General features: G+C 73.2%; 28 protein-coding genes and 1 pseudogene. 10 read left to right on the top strand and 19 right to left on the bottom strand.

What is annotated here, in order from left to right; all coding sequences use genetic code 11:
* Positions 1–61: 61 nt before the first annotated feature.
* The gene (locus tag O7595_RS27070) at positions 62–277 is read right to left on the bottom strand and encodes an I78 family peptidase inhibitor (RefSeq protein WP_269731211.1); all 216 of its coding nucleotides are present in this window, start codon (positions 275–277) and stop codon (positions 62–64) included.
* Positions 278–732: 455 nt separating this feature from the next.
* Between O7595_RS27070 and ctaD the strand changes: the two genes are divergently transcribed.
* Complete coding sequence (ctaD, locus tag O7595_RS27065; protein WP_269731210.1) at positions 733–2457, top strand: aa3-type cytochrome oxidase subunit I; 1725 nt, start codon at positions 733–735, stop codon at positions 2455–2457.
* Here the strand turns inward: ctaD and O7595_RS27060 are convergent.
* The 3 genes from O7595_RS27060 to O7595_RS27050 are packed head-to-tail and all read right to left on the bottom strand — an operon-like array spanning position 2408 to position 5508.
* Positions 2408–3373 (bottom strand): helix-turn-helix transcriptional regulator, encoded by a 966-nt coding sequence (locus tag O7595_RS27060; RefSeq protein WP_269731209.1) that lies wholly within the window; start codon positions 3371–3373, stop codon positions 2408–2410. The two genes, ctaD and O7595_RS27060, sit on opposite strands and share 50 nt — an antisense overlap.
* 51 nt (positions 3374–3424) lie before the next feature.
* On the bottom strand, positions 3425–4228 hold the full coding sequence (locus O7595_RS27055) for a hypothetical protein (RefSeq protein ID WP_269731208.1): 804 nt from the start codon (positions 4226–4228) through the stop codon (positions 3425–3427).
* Complete coding sequence (locus O7595_RS27050; RefSeq protein WP_269731207.1) at positions 4225–5508, bottom strand: glycosyltransferase; 1284 nt, start codon at positions 5506–5508, stop codon at positions 4225–4227. Before O7595_RS27050 ends, O7595_RS27055 begins: the two co-directional genes overlap by 4 nt.
* Positions 5509–5851: 343 nt before the next feature.
* Between O7595_RS27050 and O7595_RS27045 the strand changes: the two genes are divergently transcribed.
* Positions 5852–6685 (top strand): hypothetical protein, encoded by an 834-nt coding sequence (locus tag O7595_RS27045; RefSeq protein ID WP_269731206.1) that lies wholly within the window; start codon positions 5852–5854, stop codon positions 6683–6685.
* Between the two features lie 116 nt (positions 6686–6801).
* Complete coding sequence (locus tag O7595_RS27040; RefSeq protein ID WP_269731205.1) at positions 6802–7095, top strand: hypothetical protein; 294 nt, start codon at positions 6802–6804, stop codon at positions 7093–7095.
* Between the two features lie 177 nt (positions 7096–7272).
* Here the strand turns inward: O7595_RS27040 and der are convergent, their stop codons facing one another.
* The 6 genes from der to O7595_RS27010 all read right to left on the bottom strand — a co-directional run bounded on the left by der (position 7273) and on the right by O7595_RS27010 (position 12354).
* Positions 7273–8721, bottom strand: coding sequence for a ribosome biogenesis GTPase Der (gene der / locus O7595_RS27035; RefSeq protein ID WP_269731204.1), 1449 nt, complete (start codon positions 8719–8721; stop codon positions 7273–7275).
* Positions 8722–8794: 73 nt separating this feature from the next.
* Positions 8795–9439 carry a lysophospholipid acyltransferase family protein gene (locus tag O7595_RS27030; RefSeq protein WP_269731203.1) on the bottom strand — a complete coding sequence of 215 codons (645 nt, stop codon included), beginning with the start codon at positions 9437–9439 and terminating at the stop codon, positions 8795–8797.
* Positions 9436–10116, bottom strand: coding sequence for a (d)CMP kinase (gene cmk / locus O7595_RS27025; protein ID WP_269731202.1), 681 nt, complete (start codon positions 10114–10116; stop codon positions 9436–9438). The genes O7595_RS27030 and cmk overlap by 4 nt, the downstream gene beginning before the upstream one ends.
* Before the next feature lie 143 nt (positions 10117–10259).
* Complete coding sequence (locus O7595_RS27020; protein WP_269731201.1) at positions 10260–11345, bottom strand: prephenate dehydrogenase; 1086 nt, start codon at positions 11343–11345, stop codon at positions 10260–10262.
* Positions 11342–11704, bottom strand: a complete 363-nt coding sequence (gene aroH, locus O7595_RS27015; protein ID WP_138056092.1) for a chorismate mutase — start codon at positions 11702–11704, stop codon at positions 11342–11344. Before aroH ends, O7595_RS27020 begins: the two co-directional genes overlap by 4 nt.
* A 197-nt stretch (positions 11705–11901) precedes the next feature.
* Positions 11902–12354, bottom strand: a complete 453-nt coding sequence (locus O7595_RS27010) for a YidB family protein (RefSeq protein ID WP_269731200.1) — start codon at positions 12352–12354, stop codon at positions 11902–11904.
* Between the two features lie 163 nt (positions 12355–12517).
* Here O7595_RS27010 and O7595_RS27005 point away from each other — a divergent pair, with 163 nt between their 5' ends.
* The 6 genes from O7595_RS27005 (at position 12518) to O7595_RS26980 (ending at position 15613) form a co-directional block, all read left to right on the top strand.
* On the top strand, positions 12518–13198 hold the full coding sequence (locus tag O7595_RS27005; protein WP_269731199.1) for a hypothetical protein: 681 nt from the start codon (positions 12518–12520) through the stop codon (positions 13196–13198).
* Positions 13199–13217: 19 nt separating this feature from the next.
* Complete coding sequence (locus O7595_RS27000; RefSeq protein WP_269731198.1) at positions 13218–13814, top strand: DUF6529 family protein; 597 nt, start codon at positions 13218–13220, stop codon at positions 13812–13814.
* Positions 13811–14332, top strand: a complete 522-nt coding sequence (locus tag O7595_RS26995; protein WP_269731197.1) for a Rieske (2Fe-2S) protein — start codon at positions 13811–13813, stop codon at positions 14330–14332. Before O7595_RS27000 ends, O7595_RS26995 begins: the two co-directional genes overlap by 4 nt.
* 276 nt (positions 14333–14608) lie before the next feature.
* Positions 14609–14911, top strand: a complete 303-nt coding sequence (locus O7595_RS26990; RefSeq protein WP_269731196.1) for an ArsR/SmtB family transcription factor — start codon at positions 14609–14611, stop codon at positions 14909–14911.
* Positions 14908–15300: a VOC family protein gene (locus O7595_RS26985; protein WP_269731195.1), complete on the top strand. Its 393-nt coding sequence runs from the start codon at positions 14908–14910 to the stop codon at positions 15298–15300. Before O7595_RS26990 ends, O7595_RS26985 begins: the two co-directional genes overlap by 4 nt.
* A 76-nt stretch (positions 15301–15376) precedes the next feature.
* Positions 15377–15613, top strand: a complete 237-nt coding sequence (locus tag O7595_RS26980; RefSeq protein WP_269731194.1) for a helix-turn-helix domain-containing protein — start codon at positions 15377–15379, stop codon at positions 15611–15613.
* Between the two features lie 55 nt (positions 15614–15668).
* Here O7595_RS26980 and O7595_RS26975 read toward each other — a convergent pair whose 3' ends face one another.
* The 9 genes and pseudogenes from O7595_RS26975 to pnuC all read right to left on the bottom strand — a co-directional run bounded on the left by O7595_RS26975 (position 15669) and on the right by pnuC (position 23213).
* On the bottom strand, positions 15669–16781 hold the full coding sequence (locus tag O7595_RS26975) for a methyltransferase domain-containing protein (RefSeq protein ID WP_269731193.1): 1113 nt from the start codon (positions 16779–16781) through the stop codon (positions 15669–15671).
* A 216-nt stretch (positions 16782–16997) separates the two neighbouring features.
* A complete protein-coding gene (locus O7595_RS26970; RefSeq protein ID WP_269731192.1) occupies positions 16998–17213 on the bottom strand; it encodes a hypothetical protein in 216 nt (71 codons plus the stop codon).
* Positions 17213–17440: a hypothetical protein gene (locus O7595_RS26965; RefSeq protein ID WP_269731191.1), complete on the bottom strand. Its 228-nt coding sequence runs from the start codon at positions 17438–17440 to the stop codon at positions 17213–17215. The genes O7595_RS26970 and O7595_RS26965 overlap by 1 nt, the downstream gene beginning before the upstream one ends.
* Positions 17441–17540: 100 nt before the next feature.
* A complete protein-coding gene (locus O7595_RS26960) occupies positions 17541–18773 on the bottom strand; it encodes a helix-turn-helix domain-containing protein (protein ID WP_269731190.1) in 1233 nt (410 codons plus the stop codon).
* A gap of 613 nt (positions 18774–19386) precedes the next feature.
* Positions 19387–19637 (bottom strand): annotated as a pseudogene (locus O7595_RS26955) (DNA polymerase beta superfamily protein); the annotation flags it as partial.
* A gap of 24 nt (positions 19638–19661) precedes the next feature.
* Positions 19662–20702, bottom strand: a complete 1041-nt coding sequence (locus tag O7595_RS26950) for an ADP-ribosylglycohydrolase family protein (protein WP_269731189.1) — start codon at positions 20700–20702, stop codon at positions 19662–19664.
* The gene (locus O7595_RS26945; protein ID WP_269731188.1) at positions 20699–21427 is read right to left on the bottom strand and encodes an NUDIX hydrolase; all 729 of its coding nucleotides are present in this window, start codon (positions 21425–21427) and stop codon (positions 20699–20701) included. Before O7595_RS26945 ends, O7595_RS26950 begins: the two co-directional genes overlap by 4 nt.
* Complete coding sequence (locus O7595_RS26940; protein WP_269731187.1) at positions 21424–22530, bottom strand: AAA family ATPase; 1107 nt, start codon at positions 22528–22530, stop codon at positions 21424–21426. Before O7595_RS26940 ends, O7595_RS26945 begins: the two co-directional genes overlap by 4 nt.
* Complete coding sequence (gene pnuC / locus O7595_RS26935; protein ID WP_269731186.1) at positions 22527–23213, bottom strand: nicotinamide riboside transporter PnuC; 687 nt, start codon at positions 23211–23213, stop codon at positions 22527–22529. Before pnuC ends, O7595_RS26940 begins: the two co-directional genes overlap by 4 nt.
* A 142-nt stretch (positions 23214–23355) precedes the next feature.
* Between pnuC and O7595_RS26930 the strand changes: the two genes are divergently transcribed.
* Positions 23356–24363, top strand: a complete 1008-nt coding sequence (locus O7595_RS26930) for a 1-aminocyclopropane-1-carboxylate deaminase/D-cysteine desulfhydrase (protein ID WP_269731184.1) — start codon at positions 23356–23358, stop codon at positions 24361–24363.
* The last annotated feature ends 118 nt before the right edge of the window (positions 24364–24481 follow it).

Here is a 24481-nt window from a genome sequence, read left to right as displayed (position 1 = left end):
CGCCGGGCCGTGTCCGGGTTCTTGCCGTGAGCCCGCCCGCGGCACGCCCGGGTCCGCGTGGTCAGCCCTTCCAGCAGCGGCGGACGGTGCCGTCGTCGACCTCGAAGTTCAGCCGGCCCTCGAGGTACTCCATGGTGATGACGGAGCCGGGCGGAAGCGATCTGACGGTGGTCCAGCCGCGGCCGCGGGCGCGCCGCTCCGCACTGTCGGCGTCGAGGCCGACATAGGACTCCGGGGCGTCGTCCGGCTGTCCTGAGGGGGTCGGTGTCGGTGCCATGGAATCACCGTAGGCGGCAGTGGACGGTGACGGAAGGCCTGTCGGCGACCGGCGAAATGCGGTAGGGAAGGGCGGTGCCGCACTCACCTCCCGCCCCACGTACCCCACTGGTCACACTTCTGTCACAGGTTCACGACATACGTTTGACCCGGTGTCGATCATCAGTGCGGCTAATTCGATCCGTTCGCACAGGAATTCCCCCGGAATTCCCGAACCGTTGCCCCACCGTCCGCCCGGGCCGTGAATTACGTCCGTCGCGGACTTTCCCCCGGCCGTCCACGCGGCACGAATTCTTCGCGTTTTACGCACGTCCTACTTCTGGACGAACCGGTGATGCTTCCGGACGAATAGGTGACGGCCCCGGACGAACCGGTCGCTCACCCGTACGCGTATCGCACCGCGCCCCGTTCCGTGTCCCACCGGCTCATACGGAGCCCCGTGGCTAGCATCGGCCCATGGGCACGGACACCGCCGAGGCCGCCGCCTCACCGGCGCCGGTGCGCCGGCGGGGCCGGGTGGTCGTGGACTGGCTGACGACCACCGACCACAAGAAGATCGGGCACCTCTATCTGGTCACGTCGTTCGTCTTCTTCCTGATCGCCGGGCTGATGGCGATGCTGATGCGGGCGGAGCTGGCCCGCCCCGGGCTCCAGCTGGTCACCAACCAGACGTTCAACCAGGCGTTCACCCTGCACGGCACGATCATGCTGCTGCTCTTCGCGACGCCGACCTTCGCGGGCTTCGCCAACGAGATCGTGCCGCTGCAGATCGGCGCGCCGGACGTGGCCTTCCCGCGGCTGAACATGCTCTCGTACTGGCTGTTCCTCTTCGGCGGGCTGATGGTGCTCGGCTCGCTGCTGGTGCCGACCGGCCCCGCCGCCTTCGGCTGGACCGCCTACGCGCCGCTCAACAGCCTGGAACGCTCCCCCGGCGCCGGCATCGACCTGTGGATCATGGGTCTCGCCCTCTCCGGCTTCGGCACGATCCTCACCTCCGTGAACTTCCTGGCGACGATCATCGGGATGCGGGCGCCGGGGATGACGATGTTCCGGATGCCGATCTTCACCTGGAACATCCTGTTCACGACGATCCTGGTGCTGGTGGCCTTCCCGGTCCTGGCGGCGGCGCTGCTGGTGCTGGAGTCGGACCGGCGCTTCGGCTCGGTGGTCTTCGAGGCGGGGAACGGCGGCGCGCTGCTGTGGCAGCACCTGTTCTGGTTCTTCGGCCATCCCGAGGTCTACATCATCGCGCTGCCGTTCTTCGGCATCATCACGGAGATCATCCCGGTGTTCTCCAGGAAGCCGATCTTCGGCTATCTGACCCTCGTCGGGGCCACGATGGCGATCACCGGGCTCTCGGTGGTGGTGTGGGCCCACCACATGTTCGCCACCGGCGCCGTACTGCTGCCCTTCTTCTCGCTGCTGTCGTTCCTGATCGCCGTGCCGACCGGGGTGAAGTTCTTCAACTGGAGCGGCACGATGCTCAAGGGCTCGCTGTCGTTCGAGACGCCCATGCTGTGGGCGGTCGGCTTCCTGGTCTCGTTCCTCCTGGGCGGGCTGACCGGAGTCATCATCGCCTCGCCGCCGATGGACTTCCACGTGACCGACTCGTACTTCATCGTGGCCCACTTCCACTACACGGTCTTCGGCACGGTCGTCTTCGCGATGTTCGCCGGCTTCTACTTCTGGTGGCCGAAGTTCACCGGCAGGCTCCTCGACGAGCGCCTCGGGAAGATCCACTTCTGGACGCTCTTCCTCGGCTTCCAGATCACCTTCCTGGTCCAGCACTGGCTGGGTGCGGAGGGCATGCCCCGCCGGTACTCCGACTACCTGGCCGCCGACGGCTTCACCGCGCTGAACACCGTCTCCACCATCGGCGCCTTCCTGCTCGGGGCGTCCACGCTGCCGTTCCTCTACAACGTCTGGAAGACCCAGAAGTACGCCGAGAAGGTCACCGTCGACGACCCATGGGGGTTCGGCCGGTCGTTGGAGTGGGCGACGTCCTGCCCGCCGCCGAGGCACAACTTCACCACCATCCCCCGCGTGCGCTCCGAGTCACCCGCGTTCGACCTGCACCACCCGGAGTTCGCGCCACTGCGTCCGGCCGTGCCGGAGTCCCCGCACGACGACGTCAGCCGGCGGCGTCCAGAGCCCGGCCCAGACGGTCCCGGACGGTCCTGATGTGCTCGGTCAGCTCCACCGGCTCGACCACCTCGAAGTCGAAGCCCATCAGCACCACGTGAACGACCATCACGTCCAGGCTGCCGGCACCGGTGCGCAGCAGACAGCTGCCGGGCCCCTCGGCCTCCAGTACCCCTGTGGAGGGCGACACGACCGCGGCCGCGCGCTCGACGGGTACCAGCAGCCTGATCACCGCCGTCTCCGCGTACGTCGCCGTCGACACCCCCCGGGCCACGTAGGCGGCGAGGTCCTCGGCGGGCGGGTTGCGCGGCGGGACGCGCGGCCCGTGCGGCGGTTTCGGGGTGACCCGGTCGACGCGGAAGGTACGCCAGTCCTCGCGGTCGACGTCCCAGGCGACGAGGTACCAGCGGCGCTCGGTGCAGACGAGCCGGTGGGGGTCGACGGTCCGGCGGCTCGTCGAGCCGTTGTGGTCGCGGTACACGAAGCGCAGCCGCTCGCCGTCGCGGCAGGCGTTCGCCAGCTCGGTCAGGACGGAGGGGTCCGCCTGGTCCCGCGGCGCGCGCAGCATCGGCACCGTGAAGGCGTTGAGCGCGCCCACCCGGCGGCGCAGCCGGTGGGGCAGCACCTGTTCGAGCTTGGCCAGGGCGCGTACGGACGCCTCCCCGATGCCCTCGACGCCGTTCCCCGCCGCGGTGCGCAGCCCGACGGCGACGGCGACGGCCTCCTCGTCGTCGAGCAGCAGGGGCGGCAGTTCGGCACCGGCGCCGAGCTGGTAGCCACCGCCGGTGCCGGGGCTGGCGTTGACCGGGTAACCGAGTTCGCGCAGTCGGTCGACGTCCCGGCGCACGGTGCGCGCGGTGACGCCCAACCGGTCGGCGAGTTCGGCCCCGGACCATTCACGGTGGGCCTGCAACAAGGACAGCAGGCGCAGAAGTCGCGCCGAGGTCTCCAGCATGCGGGCGATTCTGCCGCCCGTCGCGGACATCCGCAGTCCTGACAAGGGACTTCACGGATGGCGCGGTCCCGGTCGTGTCCGGGGCGTCAGCCGTACGCACAGGTCGTTGCCACCGGTGTAGCAGGGCGCCGCCCGGTAGCCCTCCCCCTCGTGGGCCGGATACACGAAGACGTTCCGCCGGTCCCAGAGGTCGTCGAGGATGCGGGAGATCCGCACCGGCTCCGCGCACTCCGAGGGCCGCAGCCACAGGGTCCACGACCGCTCCCCGTCCACGCCGGGCCCCGCGAGCGTCGCGTACGGCAGCGTGAGGGCGAAGCGTCCGCCCCCACCGACGGCCGCCGGCACCCGGTGGACTGCCCCACCCAGCCGGGCCTCCCCCACGGCCCCCGCGCCGAGCACGGCGCCGTACAGCACGCCCTCGATCGTGCAGGCCCCCTGTGCCACGCCGATGTCCCCCGCCTCGGCGTGCGGTTGGCGCAGCCAGCAGCGCACCGCGAGCCGTCCGTCGGCGGTCGGGTACGGGACCCGGGCCGTGATCCGGCCGGCCTCCGGGACCCGGCCGACCAGGGCCCGCAGATCGCGGATGCCGGGCGCGACGGCCGAACCGTCGTCCGTGTACGCGTCCCAGTGCCCCTCGGCGAGATCGACGGTGCTGGGCAGCACGGCCCGGGAGTGGCTGCCGCCCACCGGGGTGAGCGGGAGCCGGACGGTGTCGGCGGCGCCGCCGCCGCGCCGGCGCAGGACGAGCGAGGCGTCCGGGGCGCCGGGGCCGGTGATGTCGAAGGTGACTCCGCCCGCCGTGTCGGCGATGCAGTCGGCGCGCGGCGCCGCCCCTCCCCCGGTGGGCGCGGTCATGCCGACCTCCCCTTGCGGACGGCGTCGGCGGCCCGGTACCGCAGTGCGTACGCCGCGTCCAGCACGGCACCGCGCGAGCGGTGCACGACGTCCCGGAGCGCGGAGCGGGAGCGGACGCGCGCGCCCCGGGCGACCAGCTCGGCGAACAGCGCCTCGTGCCGCTCGGCGATCCGCGCCGGGTCGAACCGCCCGGAAGCCTCCAGCGCCGCCGCCCCGGCCCTGCGCCGCAGGTCGTCGTCGTCGATCAGGGCGAGCAGGGCGTCGGCGACCGCGTCCTCGTCGCCCACGGGCACGAGGAGCCCGTCGACGCCGTCCTCGATGATCTCGCGCGGGCCGTGCGGGCAGTCGGTGGAGACGACGGGCAGTCCGCAGCGCATCGCCTCGACGATCGTCATGCCGAACGACTCCCTGTCCGAGGTCACCGCGGCGATGGAGCCCTTGACCCACTCCGGCTCCAGCGGGTGGACCGGCCCCATGAGGAAGACGTGGTTGTGCAGACCGCGCCGGGCGATCAGGGCCAGCAGCGCCTCGCGTTCGTTGCCGGTGGCGTCGCCCCCGCCGTAGATCCGCAGCCGCCAGTCGGGGCGCGCGGCGACGACCTTGGAGAAGGCCTTGACGAGCAGGTCGTAGCGCTTGACCTTGAGCAGCCGGCCGGCCGTGACGACCCAGGTGCCGTCCCCGTCCGCGGGGGCCACGGCCGGCGTCGGCACGCTGTTGGGCACGGCCTCGATCCGGACGTCCGGCAGCCGCAGACGCGTCCGGTAGGCCCGGGCGTCGGCCTCCGTGACGGTGGTGACCGCGTCGAGCAGGGCGTAGCGGTGGGCGATCTCGCGGCGCAGCCGGTAGTCGTGGCTGTCCAGGGTCAGGTGCTCCTGGCCCACGCGGACCGGGCCGCGGGGGGCCTGACGGGTGATGTGGACGTTGAGCCCGGGGCGGGTGCCGACGACGACGTCGGCCTGCAGGGACCTCAGGTACGCGGCGATGCGAGCGTCCGTGAGGCGGCTGTACTGCCTCCAGCGCCCGTCGCCCCGGGGGAACACCCGGGCGGGGCGGGTGTAGTCGGGGTCGGTGCCGTCGTACGTGGGGCTGCCCTGACGCAGGTCGAGGAGGTGACGCATGGTCACGCCCGGCGGCGCGCCCAGGGTCGGCTCCTCGCGGTGGCGGAAGACCGACACGATCTCCACGTCGTGCCGCTCGGCCAGGGTGGCCGCGAGGGTGAACGTCGTGCGGATCGTCCCGCCGATTCCGTAGGCGTTGTGGAGCAGGAACGAGATGTGCATGCGGTGCCGCTCCCCCTGGCGATGTGGTGGCCCGGACGGGACTTCGCCGGGCCCGGGGATCCGGAGGGTGGCCGGGGGACTCGGGTTCCCCGTCCGGTCCCTACTGTGGGCGATCCGGCCGCTCCCGTCCTGTCGGCATGCCGTGGCCGTGCGTAACGGTCGGTACGGACCGGCGTGTCGCCGCCCGGGCGGCGGTCGTTCACGATTTGTCGATGTGTCCATGTGGCGATCTGTCGGCCGGAGGACCCTGTCGCGTGACTCTTGCCCCGAGTCTCCCGTTGTGCTCGTTGCGAGCCGGGAACCGCCCGGCGCACCACCACGCACCGAGTCCGAGGAGCAACCCGTGCCGCGCATGCTCGACGTCAGCGAGGACGTACGCGCCGAGATCGGCGACGAAGAAGCCGACCGGCTGCTCGCCGGCGAGAACGCCCCGGGCAGCTACGACTGCACCTCCTGCCGCACCCCGGGCGACTCCGAGCAGGAGCGGACCAGCACCGTGCTGTTCGTCGGTGAGGAGACCGCCGTCCTCGCCTTCGCCCATGCCAGCTGCATCCCCTCCCAGGTCGTCCAGGTCGCCGAGGAACAGCTCAAGGGCGCCGTCCGCTCCATCACCGGCGAGGCCGCGGCCCCGGTCGCCCACCGCCCGCAGGCGGTCCACCCGGGCCACCACTCCGGGCACGGCGTGCCGGCCGCGCCGCAGGAACAGGCGGTGCTCGGCGTGACCAGCGGCCTGGTCCTGATCGGCGACGAGCTGCACCCCGCGCTCGTCGTGGAGCCGACCGCACCCATCGCCCGCCCCGGCAGCCTCGGCGAGGGCGGCGACGACTTCCTGCCGCTGCTGATCGAGCAGGGCTTCCTGCCGGTCTCCACGGTCGACCAGCTGCCCCCCGTGCTGCACGGCTGGTCGGTACTGCTCGCGATGGGGCAGCTGCACGCCGTGCTCCAGCCGGGCAGCGGCGGGAGCGGCCAGGCCGCCTGGTGGCAGGCCCACCAGCCGCTGCAGGTGACGGACGGCTGGCGCACCGCCGCCAACAAGACGCACAAGGTCCTCGTCTTCGCCGCCCCGGTCGGTTCGATCGGCCAGCAGCCGCGCGAGGACCTGCTCCGCGACGCGCTCGACAAGGCCGCGGCGAACGGCCGGCTGGTCGCCGCGGCGATGCCGCTCGCGGGCACCTGAGGGCCGCCGGCCCCGTGCCGGACGCGGACCGGGGCGTGCGCCCCCCGCACCCCCGCCGAACTGCGTTTTCCGGGACGGGCCCGCATCCGACGGGCATCGGGGTCGTTGGCTCCTATGTGCACACAGACGACCCCACCCGCCGGCCGTACGAGAGCCGGAACGCTTCGGCCACCCCGATCTACGACGCGCTGTACTCCGAGTACCGAAGGGCCTTCCGGACACTGCCCGGTGACCGTACGGGCGAGGAGGATCTCGCCTTCCGGGGCTTCGGCACCGGCCGGCAAGGCAACGGCGCCGGTCTCGGCGCCGTCGTCGGCGGCCGGCTCAGCCCCTGGCCGGCCGGGATCCGGCAGCACGCAACAGGGCTCCACGCCCGCGCGCTGCCGCCGGCGCCTCGCAGGGGGCTGTGACGGGCGGCGGAACGCGAACGGCCGGGACGGTATCCGTCCCGGCCGTTCGGCGTGTGTGCCGTGTGTCCCGCGTTGGAGCGGGAGCGGTGGAGTGCGCGCCGCTCCGGACCGTCCGGGCGGCGAGGGGGCGGCGCGGTGCGCGCCCGCCGTGCCTTGCGCGCGGCGCGCTCCCGCGGGTCACTTCTTCTTGGACCGCTTCTCCCGGACCCGCACGGAGATGTGGATCGGGGTGCCCTCGAAGCCGAACTCCTCGCGCAGCCTGCGCTCCACGAAGCGGCGGTAGCCGTGCTCCAGGAAGCCGGAGGCGAAGAGCACGAAGCGCGGCGGCTTGGTACCGGCCTGGGTGCCGAACAGGATCCGGGGCTGCTTGCCGCCGCGGATGGGGTGGGGGTGGGCGGAGACCAGCTCGCCGAGGAAGGCGTTGAGCCGGCCGGTCGGCACCCGGGTCTCCCAGCCCGCCAGCGCCGTCTCGATCGCCGGGACCAGCTTCTCCATGTGCCGGCCGGTCGCGGCCGAGACGTTCACCCGCGGCGCCCAGGAGACCTGCTGCATCTCGGTCTCGATCTCGCGCTCCAGGTAGTAGCGGCGCTCCTCGTCGAGCGTGTCCCACTTGTTGTACGCGATGACGAGCGCACGGCCCGCCTCGACGGCCATGGTGATGATCCGCTGGTCCTGGACCGAGATGGACTCGCTGGTGTCGATCAGTACGACGGCGACCTCGGCCTTCTCGACGGCCGCCGCGGTGCGCAGCGAGGCGTAGTAGTCCGCGCCCTCCTGGAGGTGCACCTTCTTGCGGATGCCCGCGGTGTCCACGAACTTCCAGGTCGTGCCACCGAGTTCGATGAGTTCGTCGACCGGGTCGCGGGTGGTGCCGGCCATCTCGTCGACGACGACCCGCTCCTCGCCCGCCACCTTGTTCAGCAGCGACGACTTCCCCACGTTCGGACGGCCGATGAGGGCGATACGGCGCGGGCCGCCGACGGCGGTGCCGAAGGTCTGGGCGGGGGCGTCGGGAAGGGCCTTGAGGACCTCGTCGAGCAGGTCGCCGGTGCCACGGCCGTGCAGCGCGGACACCGGGAACGGCTCGCCCAGACCCAGGGACCAGAGCATGGCGGCATCGGCCTCGGCGGACGGGCCGTCGACCTTGTTGGCAGCCAGCACGACGGGCTTCCCCGCACGGCGCAGCAGTTTCACGACGGCCTCGTCGGTGTCGGTGGCGCCGACGGTGGCGTCCACGACGAAGACGACGGCGTCGGCGGCCTCGATGGCGAACTCGGCCTGGGCGGCCACGGAGGCGTCGATGCCGAGGACGTCCTGCTCCCAGCCGCCGGTGTCGACGACCTTGAAGCGGCGGCCCGCCCACTCGGCCTCGTACGTGACCCGGTCACGGGTGACCCCGGGCTTGTCCTCGACGACGGCCTCGCGGCGCCCGATGAAGCGGTTCACCAGGGTCGACTTGCCGACATTGGGGCGGCCGACGACGGCGAGGACGGGCAGCGGGCCGTGGCCGGCCTCCTCGATGGCGCCTTCGACGTCCTCGAGGTCGAAGCCCTCCTCCGCGGCGAGCTCCATGAACTCCGTGTACTCGGTGTCGCCGAGTGCCCCGTGGTCGTGCTGGTCGTTCATGAAGTCCGTTCCTCGTTCATTCGTGGTCGGTGGACCGGGCCCGTGCGGCCGCGGCCCACTACTGGAGTCTCGCTCAGCGCCCGCTGAGGCGCTTGGCGTTTTCCAGGTGGGCGGTGAGCCGTTCCTGGATGCGTACGGTCGCCTCGTCGAGCGCCTTGCGGGTGCGCCGCCCGCTGCCGTCGCCGGGCTCGAAGGGCTCGCCGAAGACGATGTCGAAGCGGCTGCGCAGCGGGGGCAGCGCCGGTATCAACCGTCCTCCGCGTTCTCCGCCTCCCAGCACGGCGACCGGGACTACCGGGGCCCCGGAGCGCACGGCGAAGTACGCGAGCCCGGCGCGGATGGAGGTGAAGTCGCCGCCGCCTCGGGTTCCCTCGGGGAAGATCCCGAGGACGCCGCCGTGCTCCAGCACGCCGAGGGCGTTGGTCACGGCCGCCCGGTCCGTGCTCGAACGGTCCACCTTGAGCTGCCCGATCCCGGTCAGGAAGGGGTCGAGGGGTCCGACGAACGCCTCCTTCTTGATGAGGAAGTGCACCGGCCTGGGCGCCGTGCCCATGAGCATCGGACCGTCGATGTTGTGGGCGTGGTTGACGGCGAGGATGACGGGCCCGGTGGCCGGCACCTGCCACGCGCCCAGCACCCGCGGCCTCCACAACGTGTTCATGAGGCCGATGCCGATGGCCCGGCCGACGGCGGCGCCCCTCGCGGACGGAACGGTCACTTCGCGGCCCGCTTCTCCTCAACGAGAGCGACGACACACTCGATGACCTGCTTGAGCGTGAGATCGGTGGTGTCGACCTCGACGGCGTCGTCCGCCTTGGCCAGCGGAGAGGTCTTCCGGCTGGAGTCCGCGGCGTCCCGCTTGATCAGCGCCTCGCGGGTGGACGCCACATCACTCGCCTCCTTGCCCTTCAGCTCCCCGCTGCGGCGGGCCGCGCGGGCCTCCGGGGAGGCAGTGAGGAAGATCTTCACATCGGCGCCGGGGAGGACGGTGGTGCCGATGTCCCGGCCCTCGACGACGATGCCCTTCTCGGCCGCCCCGGCGATGGTCCGCTGCAGCTCGGTGATCCGGGCGCGCACCTCGGGGACGGCGCTGACGGCGCTCACCTTGGAGGTCACGTCCTGGGTACGGATCGGGCCGGAGGCGTCCGCGCCGTCGACGCTGATCGTCGGGGCGAGCGGATCCGTGCCGGACTCGATCACCGGCTTGTCGCAGACGGTGGCAACGGCCGCCGGGTCGTCCACGTCGACGCCGTTGGTCAGCATCCACCAGGTGATCGCCCGGTACTGGGCGCCGGTGTCCAGGTAGCTGAGACCCAGCTCTGCGGCGACCGCCTTGGAGGTGCTCGACTTGCCCGTGCCGGAGGGGCCGTCGATGGCGACGATCACGGATTCCACGGTGTCGGAGACCTTCCTGAAGCTGGTGTGCGGGCGGGCCGGAATGCCAAGGTGCCCTGCACAAGGTTACCGAGTGCGCGACGGGGCCCATGCACCGCTTCCCGGACCGGCCGGCAGGGCCCCGGGAAGCAGCCGCCCGGGGGTCACTGGCGCAGCGCCCAGCCCCGTTCCCGCAGCGCCGCCGCCAGCACGGGGGCGGCCGAGGGCTCCACCATGAGCTGGACCAGACCCGCCTGCTGTCCGGTGGCGTGCTCGATACGGACGTCCTCGATGTTGACGCCCGCGCCGCCCGCGTCGGCGAAGATGCGGGCGAGCTCGCCCGGCCGGTCGCCGATGAGGACGGCGACGGTCTCGTACACGGCCGGGGCGGCGCCGTGCTTGCCGGGGACGCGTTCGCGGCCCGCGTTGCCGCGGCGCAGTACGTCCTCGACCCCGCCTGCCCCCTCGCGCCGCTTGTCCTCGTCGGCGGACTGCAGGGCGCGCAGTGCGCGCACCGTCTCGTCCAGGTCCGCGGCGACGCCCGCGAGGACGTCGGCGACGGGGCCGGGGTTGGCGGCGAGGATGTCGATCCACATCCGGGGGTCGGAGGCCGCGATCCGGGTCACGTCGCGGATGCCCTGCCCGCACAGCCGTACGGCCGTCTCGTCCGCGTCGGCCAGCCGCGCCGCGACCATGGACGAGATCAGCTGGGGCGTGTGCGAGACCAGAGCGACCGCGCGGTCGTGGGCGTCGGCGTCCATCACGACGGGGACGGCGCGGCAGAGCGCGACCAGCTCCAGCGCCAGGTTCAGCACCTCGGTGTCGGTGTCCCGGGTCGGCGTGAGCACCCAGGGCCGCCCTTCGAAGAGATCGGCGGTGGCCGCCAGCGGCCCGGAACGTTCCTTGCCCGACATGGGGTGCGTGCCGATGTACGCCGACATGTCGACGCCCAGCGCCTCCAGCTCGCGCCGCGGCCCGCCCTTGACACTGGCCACGTCGAGGTAGCCGCGCGCGGTCCCGGCGCGCATCGCCTCGGCGAGCGTCGCGGGCACGTGGGCGGGCGGCACGGCGACGACCGCGAGGTCGACGGGGCCCTCGGGGGTCTCGTCGGTGCCGGCGCCGAGCGCGGCCGCGGTCCTCGCCCGGGCGGGGTCGTGGTCCATGAGGTGGACGGTGACCCCGCGCCCGGCGAGCGCGAGGGCCGCCGAGGTGCCGATCAGGCCGGTTCCGATGACGAGGGCGGTTCTCACTGGGCGATGTCCTTGCGAAGGGCGGCGGCGGCACCGAGGTAGACGTGCGCGATCCGGGACTTGGGCAGGTCGGACTCGATGTGGGCGAGTATGCGCACGACGCGGGGCATCGCTCCGGCGATGTCGAGCTCCTGGGCGCAGATGAGGGGCACGTCGACGATGCCGAGGCCGCGCGCGGCGGCGGCCGGGAAGTCACTGTGCAGGTCCGGTGTGGCCGTGAACCAGATGCTGATCAGGTCGTCCGCCGTGAGCCCGTTGCGCTCCAGGATGGCGGAGAGCAGTTCACCGACCTGCTCGTCCATGTGCCCGGCCTCGTCCCGTTCCAGCTGGACGGCTCCCCGGACGGCTCGTACCGCCACCTCGTGCTCCTCCTCGGCCTCGACTCCGCGGCCACAGACCCGCGGATGCTCCGATCAGCCTAGTGCCGCGTCGGGCGGGGTCCGCCGGGGCGAACCCCGGCGGACGCGGCACCGTCGGCCCCCGTGCACGGGGCCGTGGCGACCGGCCCGCGAGACGCGGGCCGTACGCCGCGGACCGGTCAGGGGGCTCCGCCGCGTCAGATCCGCTGCTGCCGGACGATCTCCTCCAGCGAGGCGCCCTGCGGCAGCTGCCCGGACGGGGTCAGCTTGTCGACGGCCTGCGGCAGGGACCGTGCGATCTGGTCGGCCGCCTGCCGAGGTGTCACCCCGGTGTCCCGGGCGACCTTGTCGAGAGTCCCGTTCGGCAGCGCCTGGGCGATCTGCCCACCGCTGACCTGCTGGTTCTGCCCCGTGCCTATCCAGGACTGCGCCTGGTCCGCGAGACCCGACCGGGCGAGCACGTCGAGCAGCGCGCCGAGCGGATTGCCGTCGGCCCCGCTGCCGGCGGCTCCGGCCGCTCCCGTCGTTCCGGCCTTGGCGCCGCCGGCGAGCGCGCCGATGAGCGCGCCCAGGACGTTCCCGCCGGAGGACCCGCCCTGTCCGCCGCCGAGGAGACCGCCCAGGAGGCCGCCGAGATCGTTACCGGCCATGATCCTGCCTTTCGCGCCGGGAAATGGTGGACAACGGTCAATGTCACCCACGGCGACGCCTGCCGCCACTCGGGCTATCACCGAGCGTGGCCCGGTTGGACACGGGGCGTGGCCTCGGCTTGCATGGACATCCCACTGCCCGGTCGTCCCGCGGGAGGCGCCGATGAAGCGCGCAGGGCCGCTGATCACGCTGGTGGCCGGACTGCTGCTCGGCCTGTTCATGCTGTCGTTCAACGCCACCACCGGCGAACCGGCTCCCACCTCGCTCGACCGCTCGACCGCGAGCCCGCCCGCGAGCCCGGCTCCGCCGACGAGCCCGGCCGCCAGCGCTCCCGTGCAGCCCAGGGTGCCCGCGGTCCGGTCGCCGTCCCCGACGCCGCCCCCGGACGCCAAGTACGCGGGGCGCACCCAGGACGACCGGGCCTCCGTCGCCATCACCCTGCGCAAGGGGAAGGCGGTCGCCTACTACTGCGACGGCCGTACGCAGGAGGCGTGGCTGCGCGGCGACGTGGCCGCGGACGGGAGCATGCGGCTGAAGAGCAAGACCGGGGCGACGCTCGACGGGACCGTGAACGAGGACCGGGTCGACGGGACGGTGACGGTCGAGAGCGCCGGCCATCCGTTCACCGCCGCCCGTGCGGCCAAGCCCGCGGGTGTCTACCGCGCCACCACAGAGGTGCGCGGGACCAAGGTCGACGGCGGGTGGATCGTCCTGCAGAACGGCCGTCAGGTCGGCATCGTCAACCGCGGCGGCGAGCCCGCCGCCGCTCCCCCGATCGACCCCGGGACGGGCGCCGTCACCATCGACGGCGAGCAGATCACCGCCCGCCCCGTCACCCCCTGAGCGTTTCCGAGGTGCATCCATGAGCGTGGACCCCAACGCACGGACCCAGGACCTCCCGCCCGGCGGGCCGGACGGCCGGAACCTGGGCGGCGCGGCGCGCTGGGCCGTCCCGGTGCTGGTCGGAGCCGCGGTGGCGGTGGTCCTCGGGGTGTACGGCAGATTCCACGACCCGGCGGGGACCGCGTTCAACCTCGCCGGCTTCAGCAGCACCGGCGCGGTGAAGTCGTGGCTGGCGACGGCGGCCCTCGCGTTCGGACTGGTGCAGCTCGTGTCGGCGCTCGCGATGTACGGCAGGCTGCCCGGCGTACGGCCTGCCTCCTGGACGCCGGTACTGCACCGCTGGTCGGGCCGGGTGGCCTTCTTCCTCGCGGTGCCGGTGGCGGTGCACTGCCTGTACGCCCTGGGCTACCAGACGCAGAGCGCCCGCGCCGCCTGGCACTCGTTGCTCGGGTGCTTCTTCTTCGGCGCGTTCAGCGCGAAGATGCTGCTGTTGCGCATGGAGCGGCTGCCCGGGTGGCTGCTGCCCGTCGTCGGCGGACTGGTCTTCGCCGTGCTCGCGGTCCTGTGGCTCACCTCGGCGCTGTGGTTCTTCCGCACCTTCGGAGTGACGACATGACGGACGGCAGAGCGGACGGCGGACACGGCGGCGGGACGGCCGGAGGTGCGACCCGCCCCACCGGAGGGGAGGGCGTGGCCCGGCGGACGGTGGTACGGGCCGGGGCGGCGGGGGCCCTGGCGGTGACGGCGGCGGGCTGCAGCCGGTACGGCGAGGAGACCGGCGGCGGGACGTCCCCGCCGCCCACGCCGGAGGGGACCGGCGGTGCGACGCCGCCGCCGGCGGACGCGGGCGCGCGGCTCGGCAGCACGTCCGAGGTGCCGGAGGGCGGCGGGAAGGTCTTCAAGGCCCAGAAGGTCGTGGTGACCCAGCCCGCGGCGGGGGAGTTCAAGGCGTTCTCCGCGGTCTGCACCCATCAGGGCTGTCTCGTCGACAAGGTCGAGAACGGGACCATCGACTGCCCCTGCCACGGCAGCGAGTTCGCTGCCGAGGACGGTGCGGTGGTGAAGGGTCCCGCGACCCGGCCGCTGGGGGAGAAGCGGATCGCCGTGTCCGGGGGCGAGATCCGGCTCGTCTAGGCGGTGTCCGAGACACGGCGCCGTCCGCCCGGCGCGCCGGGCGGGATGCACCGGACCCGGCCCGGTGCCGCGACCGACGGCCCCCTTGTCCGGCCCGCCGTGGGTGCCGCCGGACTGCCGGGAACGTCCGCGGCGCGGCGCGACCGTGCGGGGCACTCGCGCCATGCCCGCCGGCGTGGACGGCCGGGGGCGAGGACGTCCGGGGCGCGCCCGCCGGCTCCGGTCCGCGGCGCCACCGACTTGATAGGCAAGTGAACACTTGCCTATCCTGCAGTCGTGGCCGACGACCTTTTCAGAGCCCTGGCCGACCCCACCCGCCGCGCCATCCTCGACGAGCTCACGGAGAGGTCCGGACAGACGCTGTTCGAGATCTGCGCGCGACTGGGCATCAGGCACGGGCTCGGCATCTCGCGCCAGGGGGTCTCCCAGCACCTCGCCGTGCTGGAGGCCGCCGGGCTCGTCGAGACCAGGCGGGAGGGCCGCTGCAAGTTCCACGACCTGAACACGGCCCCGCTGCGGCACATCGCCGAGCGATGGCTCGTACCCGACGCACCGGACCCGGAGGACGGCACCCCATGAAGATCCATCTGACCAGCGTCTTCGTCGACGACCAGGCCAAGGCCCTGCACTTCTACACCGAGGTCCTCGGCTTCGTGAAGAAGCACGACGTCCCGGTCGGCGAGCAGGACCGGTGGCTGACCGTCGTCTCCCCCGACGAGCCCGGCGGCACCGAGCTCCTCCTGGAGCCCGCCCGCCACCCGGCCGCCAGGACCTACCGCGACACGCTCGTCGAGGACGGCATTCCGCTCGCCCAGTTCGCCGTCGACGACGTGGAGGAGGAGTACGAGCGGCTGAGCGCCCTGGGCGTCCGCTTCACCCAGCAGCCGGTGGAGATGGGACCCGTCACCACCGCGGTCCTCGACGACACCTGCGGCAACCTCATCCAGCTCGCGTCGCGGCCGCAGTAGGCGGTCGGGCGCGTACGGGGCGCCCCGGCCCGTCGCTGATACAGACAAATGATCATGCGGCGGTCAGTGCCAATCCGTGCCGCCGACAGAACAGCCCGAGTGGGTCCTCACCCAACGTCGGGCCATCGGCGTGCACATCCGAGAGCTACGCCGCGCCGCCCGCCTCTCACAGGAACGCCTCGCCGAACTGTCCGGGACCGACCGGCAGACGATCAACAGGATCGAGCAGGGGCACGTCGCGACCCGGATCGACACCCTGCTGCGGATAGCCGCCGCCCTCGACGTCACGATCGCCGATCTCGTAACGACGTGACCCCGGACGGTCCGCGACGGGGGGCGCGGGCCGGCCGGGGCCGTAGAGGGGGCGCCTACCGCCCGGCGGGCTCCAGCACCGGAGCGAGCACATTCCCGGGGCCGTGCAGCCACAGGTACTCGCCCTCGGGGCTCGCAGTGAGCCCAAACCCCTCGGCCGCTGGCGAGCCGAGGTCGACATAGTCGCGGTGCGCCCGCTCGATCTCCGCCCACAGCTCGCGCGGCCCGTACTCCCACACGTCACCCGCGACCGCGGTCGCCGCCGAGCCGTCCGGGTGCTGCGCCCACACCTGCACGCCCGCCGGCCCGTCGCTGTGCCACAGCCGCACGCCCGGCAGCCGGGTACCGGCCCACAGCGCGAACGCGAGGTGCAGCACCGCGGCCGTGCCGAGGCGGGTCTGACGGTTGCGGGCCGTGCCGCTGTCGACCGGCGCGCCGTCGACGACGCGGTGCGAGCGCATCGGCATGTACGACGCGCCGCCATGGAACCGGCCCGTCGCGGTCCCGTCGCCCTGCACGGTGAACTGCACCAGGGCGCCCGACCAGAACTCGCGGGCGAGCGGGGCGACGATCAGGCCGCCCGGCCGCACCTGGTCGACGTACGCCTGCGGTACGCGGCGCAGTGCGCAGGTCGCGAGCAGCCGGTCGAACGGTGCCGCCTCGGGCCATCCCGGCTCGCCGTCTCCGCAGCGCAGGTTCGGCCGGTAGTCGGCGGCGTGCAGCGCCGCCTCGGCGTGCGCGGCGAGCGCCGGGTCGAGCTCGATGCTGAACACCCGCTCTTCACCGAGCCGCTCGGACAGCAGCGCCGCGACGTACCCGGATGCGGTGCCGATCTCCAGCACGCGGGCGTCGTCCTCGACCTGCAGCAGCCCGAGCGACCGGGCGACCATGCTCGGCTGAGAGTTCGACGACGTCGCGATGCCGGGCCCGTTCTCGGCGCCGTCGTCGAGCTGGATCACGACCGGCTCGTCGGAGTGGATGAGCGCGCGCCGTTCGGCCGGCGAGGCGAGCAGCGTGCAGCCGTCGGGGTCCTGCCGCCACGCGCGGGCGGGGATGAACGGTATGCGCGGTACGGCGTCCCACACGCGGCGCCATGTGTCGTCGAGCAGCCCGCGCCCGTGCAGGTTCTGCACGAGCGCGGCGTGCCCGCCCAGTTGAGCAGTCGTCACGACGTCAGCCTTCCGTGACCTTGCCCGGACCGCTGCCGTCGGGCGACGGCGGGGTCGGCGGCGGCGTCCACGGCTTGTCGCTCGGCTGCCCGGCGTGCTTGCCGCTGTCGCTCAGGATCCTGACCTCCTGTAGTGGTGGGGGCGTACGCGGGTCGGCGGATGTGGTGCAGTGTGCCCCGCCCGCACGGTCCGCCGTAGTCCGGCGGGCGGGGAGTCTCACGAGCGGCCGCCCTTCTGGCATGTCCGGCAGTGCCGGGGATACCAGCGGAACCGCATCCCGGCCCGGCGGAAGTAATGCTCACCCTCGAAGTTGACCGCCGTCGCGGGGGTGAGCACGATCGCGCAGAACGCGCACTCGACGCCGCGCTGCTGCCGCTGTGTCAGCGTGCCGATCGGCGGCGGGGTTACGGGGCGGGTGGTGCGCTGCGTCATCACACCGCCTGCGGGGTGACGTAGCCGAGGGTGCGCTCGGCGCGGTTCATCTGGCGGGTGAGCGCGGCGTGCAGGTGTTCCGCCTCGACGCGGGACAGCACCAGGTCGACGGTGCCGACAGAGTGGTCGAGGGCGAAGAGCTCCAGCGGCACGCGTATCTCGCCCGTGCTCGGGTCGCCGGTAGGCGCTACGCCGGGGCGCGGCGAGGCGTGCGAGGGCGTGAGCATCGGACTCCCCTTGCGTGTGCGGCCGTTTACGGACCGTCACAGTAAGTGGAGTACCGGCGAGTAACGGGGACGGACTGTCCCCCTGTCCCGAGCTGTCCCTCTATCCGACCTCGCGCAGCCCGATGCGCTCGGCGAGCCGGGCAGCCTCGGGGCGCAACGCACGCGGGGCGTCACGCCACAGCTCGGCGACCGCCGACCGGGCCGACGGGGTGAACTCGACCGTCTCGGCGCCGATCTTGTGGGCGAGCTGCATCACGTGCAGCGCCGCCGTGCGGTCGCCGCGCTGCAGGTGTCCGCGGGCGACCTCGACCCACAGCCGGGCCCGGCGCTCGACGGAAGGCATCGCGTCCGGGTCGAGATCGTCGGCGAGGGTCAACGCCTTGCCCGAGGTGCGCAGATCGGTCGCCACGGACACGGCGTGAAAGTCGACATTTGCCCGGCCGAAAACCGTACTGGGGTGGACGTACGCGGCGGGGAGGCTCTTCGCGACCTGGTCGCCCGCACCCCAGTAGCGCCACGCATCGCCGGACCGGCCCTCGCGGGCGACGGTCACCGCTGCGTGCAACTGCAGCGCGCCGTACACGCCGCGCCAGTCCTCGGGGGCGGCGTCGAGGTGCGGGCGGATCAGGTCGGCGGCCTCGGTCACGACGCGCAGCGCTTCCTCGGGATAGGACGTCTCCCGCAGGATGTTGCCCATGTTCCACGCCGCCGCGGCGATCGCGGCCGGATCGTCGGCGTCCTGCGCCGCCGCGAACGCCCGGTCGGCCACGACCCACGCGAGTTCGGCGGGTGCGACGTACGCGGTCGCCTGCCCGGTGAGCCGGTACACGTCCGACAGTGCGACGAGCGCGGCCCGCCTCTCGGCGCCGTCGAGTCCGCGGCCGGCCGCCTCGGCGTCGCGGATGAGGTTCGGCAGCAGCCGGGCGACCTCGGTGCGGTTGTGGTCGCTGCTGTGCCACAGCGCCCACGTCTGGTCGACACGGCCCTGCAGCGCGGCGACGTCGACCGGGCCGTCGGGCCTCGACGAGGTGAGTCGGCGGTTCATCACTGCATCCCAGATCGCGGGCATTCCGGGATGGTGCAGGCGGCCGGTCGGGACGGTCTGTGTCGTGCCCGAGGCGCCGGTGATGATCGAGGCGTCCGAGATCTGCAGCACGGCGGCGAGCCGCATGATCAGCGTGTTGCTCCTCAGCTCACGCTCGCCGGTCTCGATCTTCTTTAGCCAGTCGACGCCGCGGCCGCACATGCTTGCGAGTACCTCGCGGGTCATGCCGCGGGACTCGCGCAGCAGCCGGATTCGTTCGCCGATCGTCAGCTCGTCGGGGATGTCCACGGTCGGGCCCCTTCTCTGTGCCGTTTCGGTCAGGGTACGGGCGTAGTCCCCTGCGAGGGAACGAGGTTCGGGAGCGCGGGCCCGCCCGGGAACGACGAAAGCGCCCCCTGCCCGGTCCCGGAGGACCAGACAGGGGGCGTCGTCACACATACTGACGGCGGGCCGGATCGAGGCCCGTCGAGAGCAGCCCGCCGTCGGCGGGCGGATCGTCCGGCGGCGTAGCGCCGTTGCGTCGGCATTCGAGTACATCCGGGTCGCCGCGCCGCGGCTGCCACGAGTAGCCCGACGGGCAGCCCTGCCCCTGCCCGGCCTCGCCGGGCGGACCCTGCGGACCGGCCGGGCCGCGCTCGCCTGCGGCCCCTGCTCGCCCTGCGGTCCCGCGGGCCCTTCCGGGCCGGCCGGACCCTGCGGGCCCTGCACACCCTGCGCGCCGGACGGCCCCGTCACAGCGGGTCCGGGCGCCCCCGACGCGCCCGGCGAACCGCTCGGACCTGCCTTGCCCGGCTCGCCCTGCGGACCCGGCGGCCCGGACGGGCCCGGAATCGGCACCGGTACCCGAGCCCGCTCCGTCAGATCCTCGACAGCGTCCACGGGCGGCGGTGCCGCGGGCGTTGGCCTCGGTCTTCGCCGCGATCAGCTCGGGCAGCCGGGTCGGCGCCGCCATCTCGCCCGGCAGCGTGGGGAGATGGGCGACGACCACACCGGAGCGCATCAGAGGGATGCCGGTGAGCAGCGCCCGGTAGGTGTAGAGCAGGGGCTTCACTTCAGCTCACCTGCCTTCTCGAACAGCAGCCACTGGGTGCTCGCGAAGCCCCGGTAGTGGAGGGCGCGGTGCGTGGTCAGCACCACGGGGGCGAGTTCGGCGGGGTGAAGGGCCAGCGTCGTGTCTCAAGCGTCCCAGAGGGCGCCCAGCGTCAGCAGTTCGCTCCGGTACTCGATGCGCTCCTCCCACTCCTTGGGCCAGGCCCGGGCGCCGAGGTGGGCCCCGGCGAAGGCGCCGGCGAGGCAGGCGATCGAGTCGGAGTCGCCCCGGGTGCAGGCGGCCCGGCGCAGCGCCGTCAGTGGCTGCTCGGGGAAGAGCAGGAAGCAGTGCAGGGCGGTCGCGAGGGCCTCCTCCGCGATCCAGCCGTCCCCGGTGGCGAGGCACGGATCGGTCTCCGGGTCGGCGTCGCGCAGGGCGGCGGCCAGTCGCTCCAGCACCGTCAGGCATTCGTCCCAGCCGCGCTCGATGAACGCCTCGGGCGTGGCGTCGTGGGCGTACGTCCAGAGGTCGCCGAGCCAGTCGCGGTGGTAGCGGGAGCGGTTCTCGTACGCGTAGGACCGGAGCCGGCCGACGAGTCCGAGCGGTTCCGTGCCGCGGGCGAGCAGGTACACGGCCCGCGCCGTGAGGTCGGAGGCGGCCAGCGCGGTCGGTTGGCCGTGGGTGAGCGCGGCCTGGAGCTGGGCGGCTCCGGCGCGCTGTCCGTCGCTGAGGCCGGGCACGAGCCCGACGGGTGCGACCCGCATGTTGGCCCCGCATCCCTTGGACGCGATCTGGCTGGCCTCCTGCCAGGGCATGTCGCTGTCGAGCTTGTGGCAGGCGACCAGGCAGGTGCGGCCGGGTGCGCGGTTGTTGTCGGGCGAGTGGTACCAGTCCACGAACTCCTCGCGCACCGGCCGGGTCAGCCGCAGCGGGGCGAGGAGTCCCCGGTCCGTGGCCGTACGGATGCCGCGGGCGAGGGCCAGCGTCATCTGGGTGTCGTCGGTGACGACCGCGGGCCTCGGCAGGTCCATCTCGCGCCAGGGCCCGAACGTCGCGAGGATCGACGGCACGTCCTTGAACTCGGTGGGGAAGCCGAGCGCGTCGCCGAGCGCCAGCCCGACGAGGGTGCCGGTGGCGGCCTGCTTGGTGGCGGTCCGCGTGGCCGCCAGGTCGGTCGTGTCCGTCATGTCGAATGCCGTCCTTCCGGTCGCAGTAGCGGGGGGTGCAGGGCGTTCGCCGGCCCCGCGCGGTAGAGCGCGGCCGGTTTTCCCCGGCCGCCGGTCAGGCGCGCGCCTCCTTCGACGGCTTCCACGAAGCCGGGCGTGGTGAGGACCTTGCGCCGGAAGTTGGGGCGGTCGAGCTCGACGCCCCAGACGGTCTCGTACACCTGCCGCAGCTCGCCGAGGGTGAACTCGGCGGGGCAGAAGGCGGTGGCGAGGCCGGTGTACTCGAGCTTGGCGCCGACGCGTTCGTGGGCGTCGGCGAGGATGCGCTCGTGGTCGAAGGCGAGGCGGCCCTGGCTGCCGTGGGGCACCCACCGGGCGTGCGCGGCGTCGCCCCCGCCGCGCGGCTCGGGCAGATCGGGCACGAGGGCGGTGTACGCGACCGACACGACGCGCATCCGCGGGTCGCGGTCGGGGTCGCTGTAGGTGCGCAGCTGCTCCAGGTGGAGGCCGGCGACGGTGCTCACCGACAGGCCGGTCTCCTCGGCGAGTTCGCGGCGGGCGGCCTGCTCGGCGGACTCGCGCGGGAGGATGAAGCCGCCGGGCAGCGCCCAGGCGCCCTTGTACGGCTCGGCACCGCGCTCGATCAGCAGGACGTGCAGTTCGCCGTCGCGGACCGTGAAGACGGCGAGGTCGACGGTGACGGCGAAGGGCGGGAAGGCCCTCGGGTCGTATCCCTCGACGCTCATCGGAGCTCCGGCACGGGGGCGTCCCCGCCCCGGGTGGGCAGGGGGTCGGCGAAGTGCCGGCCCTCGGCGAGCAGTTCGTCGACGGCGGCGACGGCCGTGGCGAGCCGCTGCTCGTGCGGGCCGGTGACGGTGACGAACCGCCGTCCGGTACGGGTGAGTTCCTCCGCGAACCGGGCGGTCATCCAGGGCCGCAGATGTTCGCCGTCGCGCAGCCCGTCGTCCTCGAAGGGCACTCCCTCGTGGTCGGTGAGCAGCCAGAGGTCGCCCTGGCCGGCGGCGGCGATCCGGGCGACCTCCTCGTGCCGGCCCCCCAGGTAGCGCTCGTGCCAGACGGTGGTGGCGAAGGCGTCCGTGTCACAGATCAGGACCGGGGAGCCGATCCGGGCGGCGGCGTTCTCCAGTTCGGTCTGGCGCCGGGCGATCAGTGGGAAGTCGTCGCCGTCGAAGCGCACGTCCGACCAGGTGGCACCGGGCCGTTCGGCCCGCAGGGCGGCCAGTTTCCGCTCGCTGAACTCCCTGCCGTACTCGGGCACGGCGGCGGTGCGCGACCACACCCCGCCGCGTGCCCGGTAGTGCGCGGCCAGCGCCTCGGCGAGGGTGGTGGTGCCGGTGGACTCCGCGCCGAGGACGACCACGCGCCGGGCGAGAGCGGCCCGCACGGGCGGCTCCAGGAAGTCCCAGCAGGCGACGGGGTCCTTGCGCACGGCCGTGCCGGAGACGGGGAAGACCGTGCGCCCCGGGTCGACGCAGATCGAGTCGGCGCGGAACCTGCGGGCCAGTTCGTCGCCGTAGGCCTCGGAGGTGAAGACGGCGTCCACCCGCCCGGGGACGGCCGCACGGAAGACCGCCATGTGCGCGTCCCAGACCGCCGGGTCGGTGATGTCGACGGGGTGGTCGTCGATCGCGCCGACGACCCGGACGTCCGGGTGCACCTCGCTCATCCACGCCACCCGCGCGTCGAGCGGGATCGACTCCACGGACGCGGCGCAGACGAGGACGGTCAGCCGGTCGCAGCGGTCGCGGGCGGTCCGTACGAGGTGGTGGTGGCCCGCGTGCGGCGGATAGAACTTGCCGAGGACCAGCCCGTGCCGGTAGCGCTTCACGTCGTCGCCTCCGCGGTCACGTCCTGCCTCGCTCCACCGGTGGGCACCGGCAGCGGGCGACGCGCCACCGGATCACGCGACCAGTGGCGCAGCCCGAGGACGCAGAGCGTCATGAAGCCGATGTACAGCAGCGCGGTGAGATACAGCTGCTTGTACGCGTACAGGGGCACGTAGACCACGTCCGCCGCGATCCACAGCCACCAGGACTCCAGCCGCTTGCGGCACTGTCCGTACGTCGCCGTCAGGGACAGCGCGGTGGTCAGCGCGTCCCAGAACGGGACGTCCGAGTCGGTGGCGCGGTCCAGGAACAGCGTCAGCGCGACTGTCCCCACCACCCCCGCCGCGAGCAGCCAGGCCCACTCGGTGCGCGTGGTGCGGCGCACCGGGAGGGCGTCGGAGCCTGGTCCACCCCCGTGGGTCCAGGTCCGCCAGCCGTACACGGCGAGGGTGATGAAGACGACCTGCAGCCCCGCGTCGGCGTACAGGCCGGCCTGGGTGAAGAGCAGGACGAAGAGGACGTTGTTGGCGATGCCGACGGGCCAGTTGGCGATGTGCTGCCGGGCGACGAGCCAGACGCACAGGGCCCCGCTGCCGAAGCCGAGGACCTCGGTCCAACTGACCGGCGTGCCGAGCAGCGTGAACAGCGGCTGCTGGAGCGGTGCGAGTACGTCCGAGAGGCTCACGACCGCCCCCTTCTTTTAGAGTCACTATGACTATAAAGGGGGAAGGGGTGGTCCGACAAGCACAACGACGGAAGGCTGGGCGGCGGTGTCCGGCGCGGGCACCGCCGCACGGGCGGCACACCGGCGAAGGGAACAGGCTGGAATGAACGGGCCGTTGCTGCACCGGCTCCTCCCCGAGCTGTCCGGGACACTGCGCCGTGAGCAGCTCGGCGACGGGCCGACGCCCGTGCGCGAACTGACCGGTCTCACCGGCCCGGTCCCTCTGTGGTGCAAGGACGAGAGCGGGTACGGCTCCGGGGGCTGGGGCGGCAACAAGGTCCGCAAGCTGGAGTGGATCCTCCCCGACGTGCGCCGCCGCGGAGCCCGCACGATCCTCACGGTGGGCGGCACGGGCACCAACTGGGGCCTGGCCACGGCCCTCTACGCGAGGGAACGGGGGCTGCGGACGGCCCTCGCCCTGATCGACCAGCCCGCCGACGACCATGTCCGGCGGCAGCTCGAGCGGCTGCGCCGCTCCGGTGCCGCCCTCCACTTCACCCGCACGAAGGCCCGGACGATCGCCGCCGCACCCTGGCTCTTCCTGCGCCATTCGACGCGCGGGCACCTGCCGTACTTCCTGCCCGCCGGCGGCTCGTCCCCGGTCGGCACCCTGGGCTGTGTGGAGGCGGCCCTCGAACTCGCGGAGCAGGTCGCCGCGGGCGCCCTCCCCGAGCCGTCCCACCTCGTGACCGCCGTCGGCTCGGGAGGGACCGCGGCCGGGCTCGCCCTCGGCCTCCGGCTCGCCGGCCTGGAGCGCACCCGGGTCGTCGGCGTGGTCGTCAACGACACCCTCCGGCTCGACACCCGCGCCGTCGCCGCCCTGGCCGGGCGGACGGAAAGGCTGCTGCGCGCACGGGGAGCGGACCCGCCCCGCGACATGGTCGCACCCGGCGACGTGACGCTGGTACGGGACTGGCTGGGCCCCGGCTACGGGCATCCGACCCCGCGGGCACTGGAGGCCCGGCGCCTGGCCGCGGAAACGGGGCTGGATCTCGAACCCGTCTACACGGCCAAGGCGTTGGGCGCCCTGCTGGACCTGGCCGAAGGCGGCCGGTTCGGCGGCGGGCCCGTGCTGTTCCTCCAGACCCACGGCCCCCGGGACAGCGCCTGATCCGCGGGGCGGGGCAGCCGGTGCCCATCGCGCGGGACGGCGGGCGGACGCCCGGGATCCGGGCGCCGGGCCGGCCGCCCGCCGCCGCTCACCGCCTGCCGGAGAACGGCGGAAAGGC

Source organism: Streptomyces sp. WMMC940, from assembly GCF_027460265.1.
In the GTDB taxonomy this organism is placed as follows: domain Bacteria; phylum Actinomycetota; class Actinomycetes; order Streptomycetales; family Streptomycetaceae; genus Streptomyces.
Note: the sequence above shows the minus strand (reverse complement) of the source record. Positions and strands in the feature narration are given on the sequence as shown.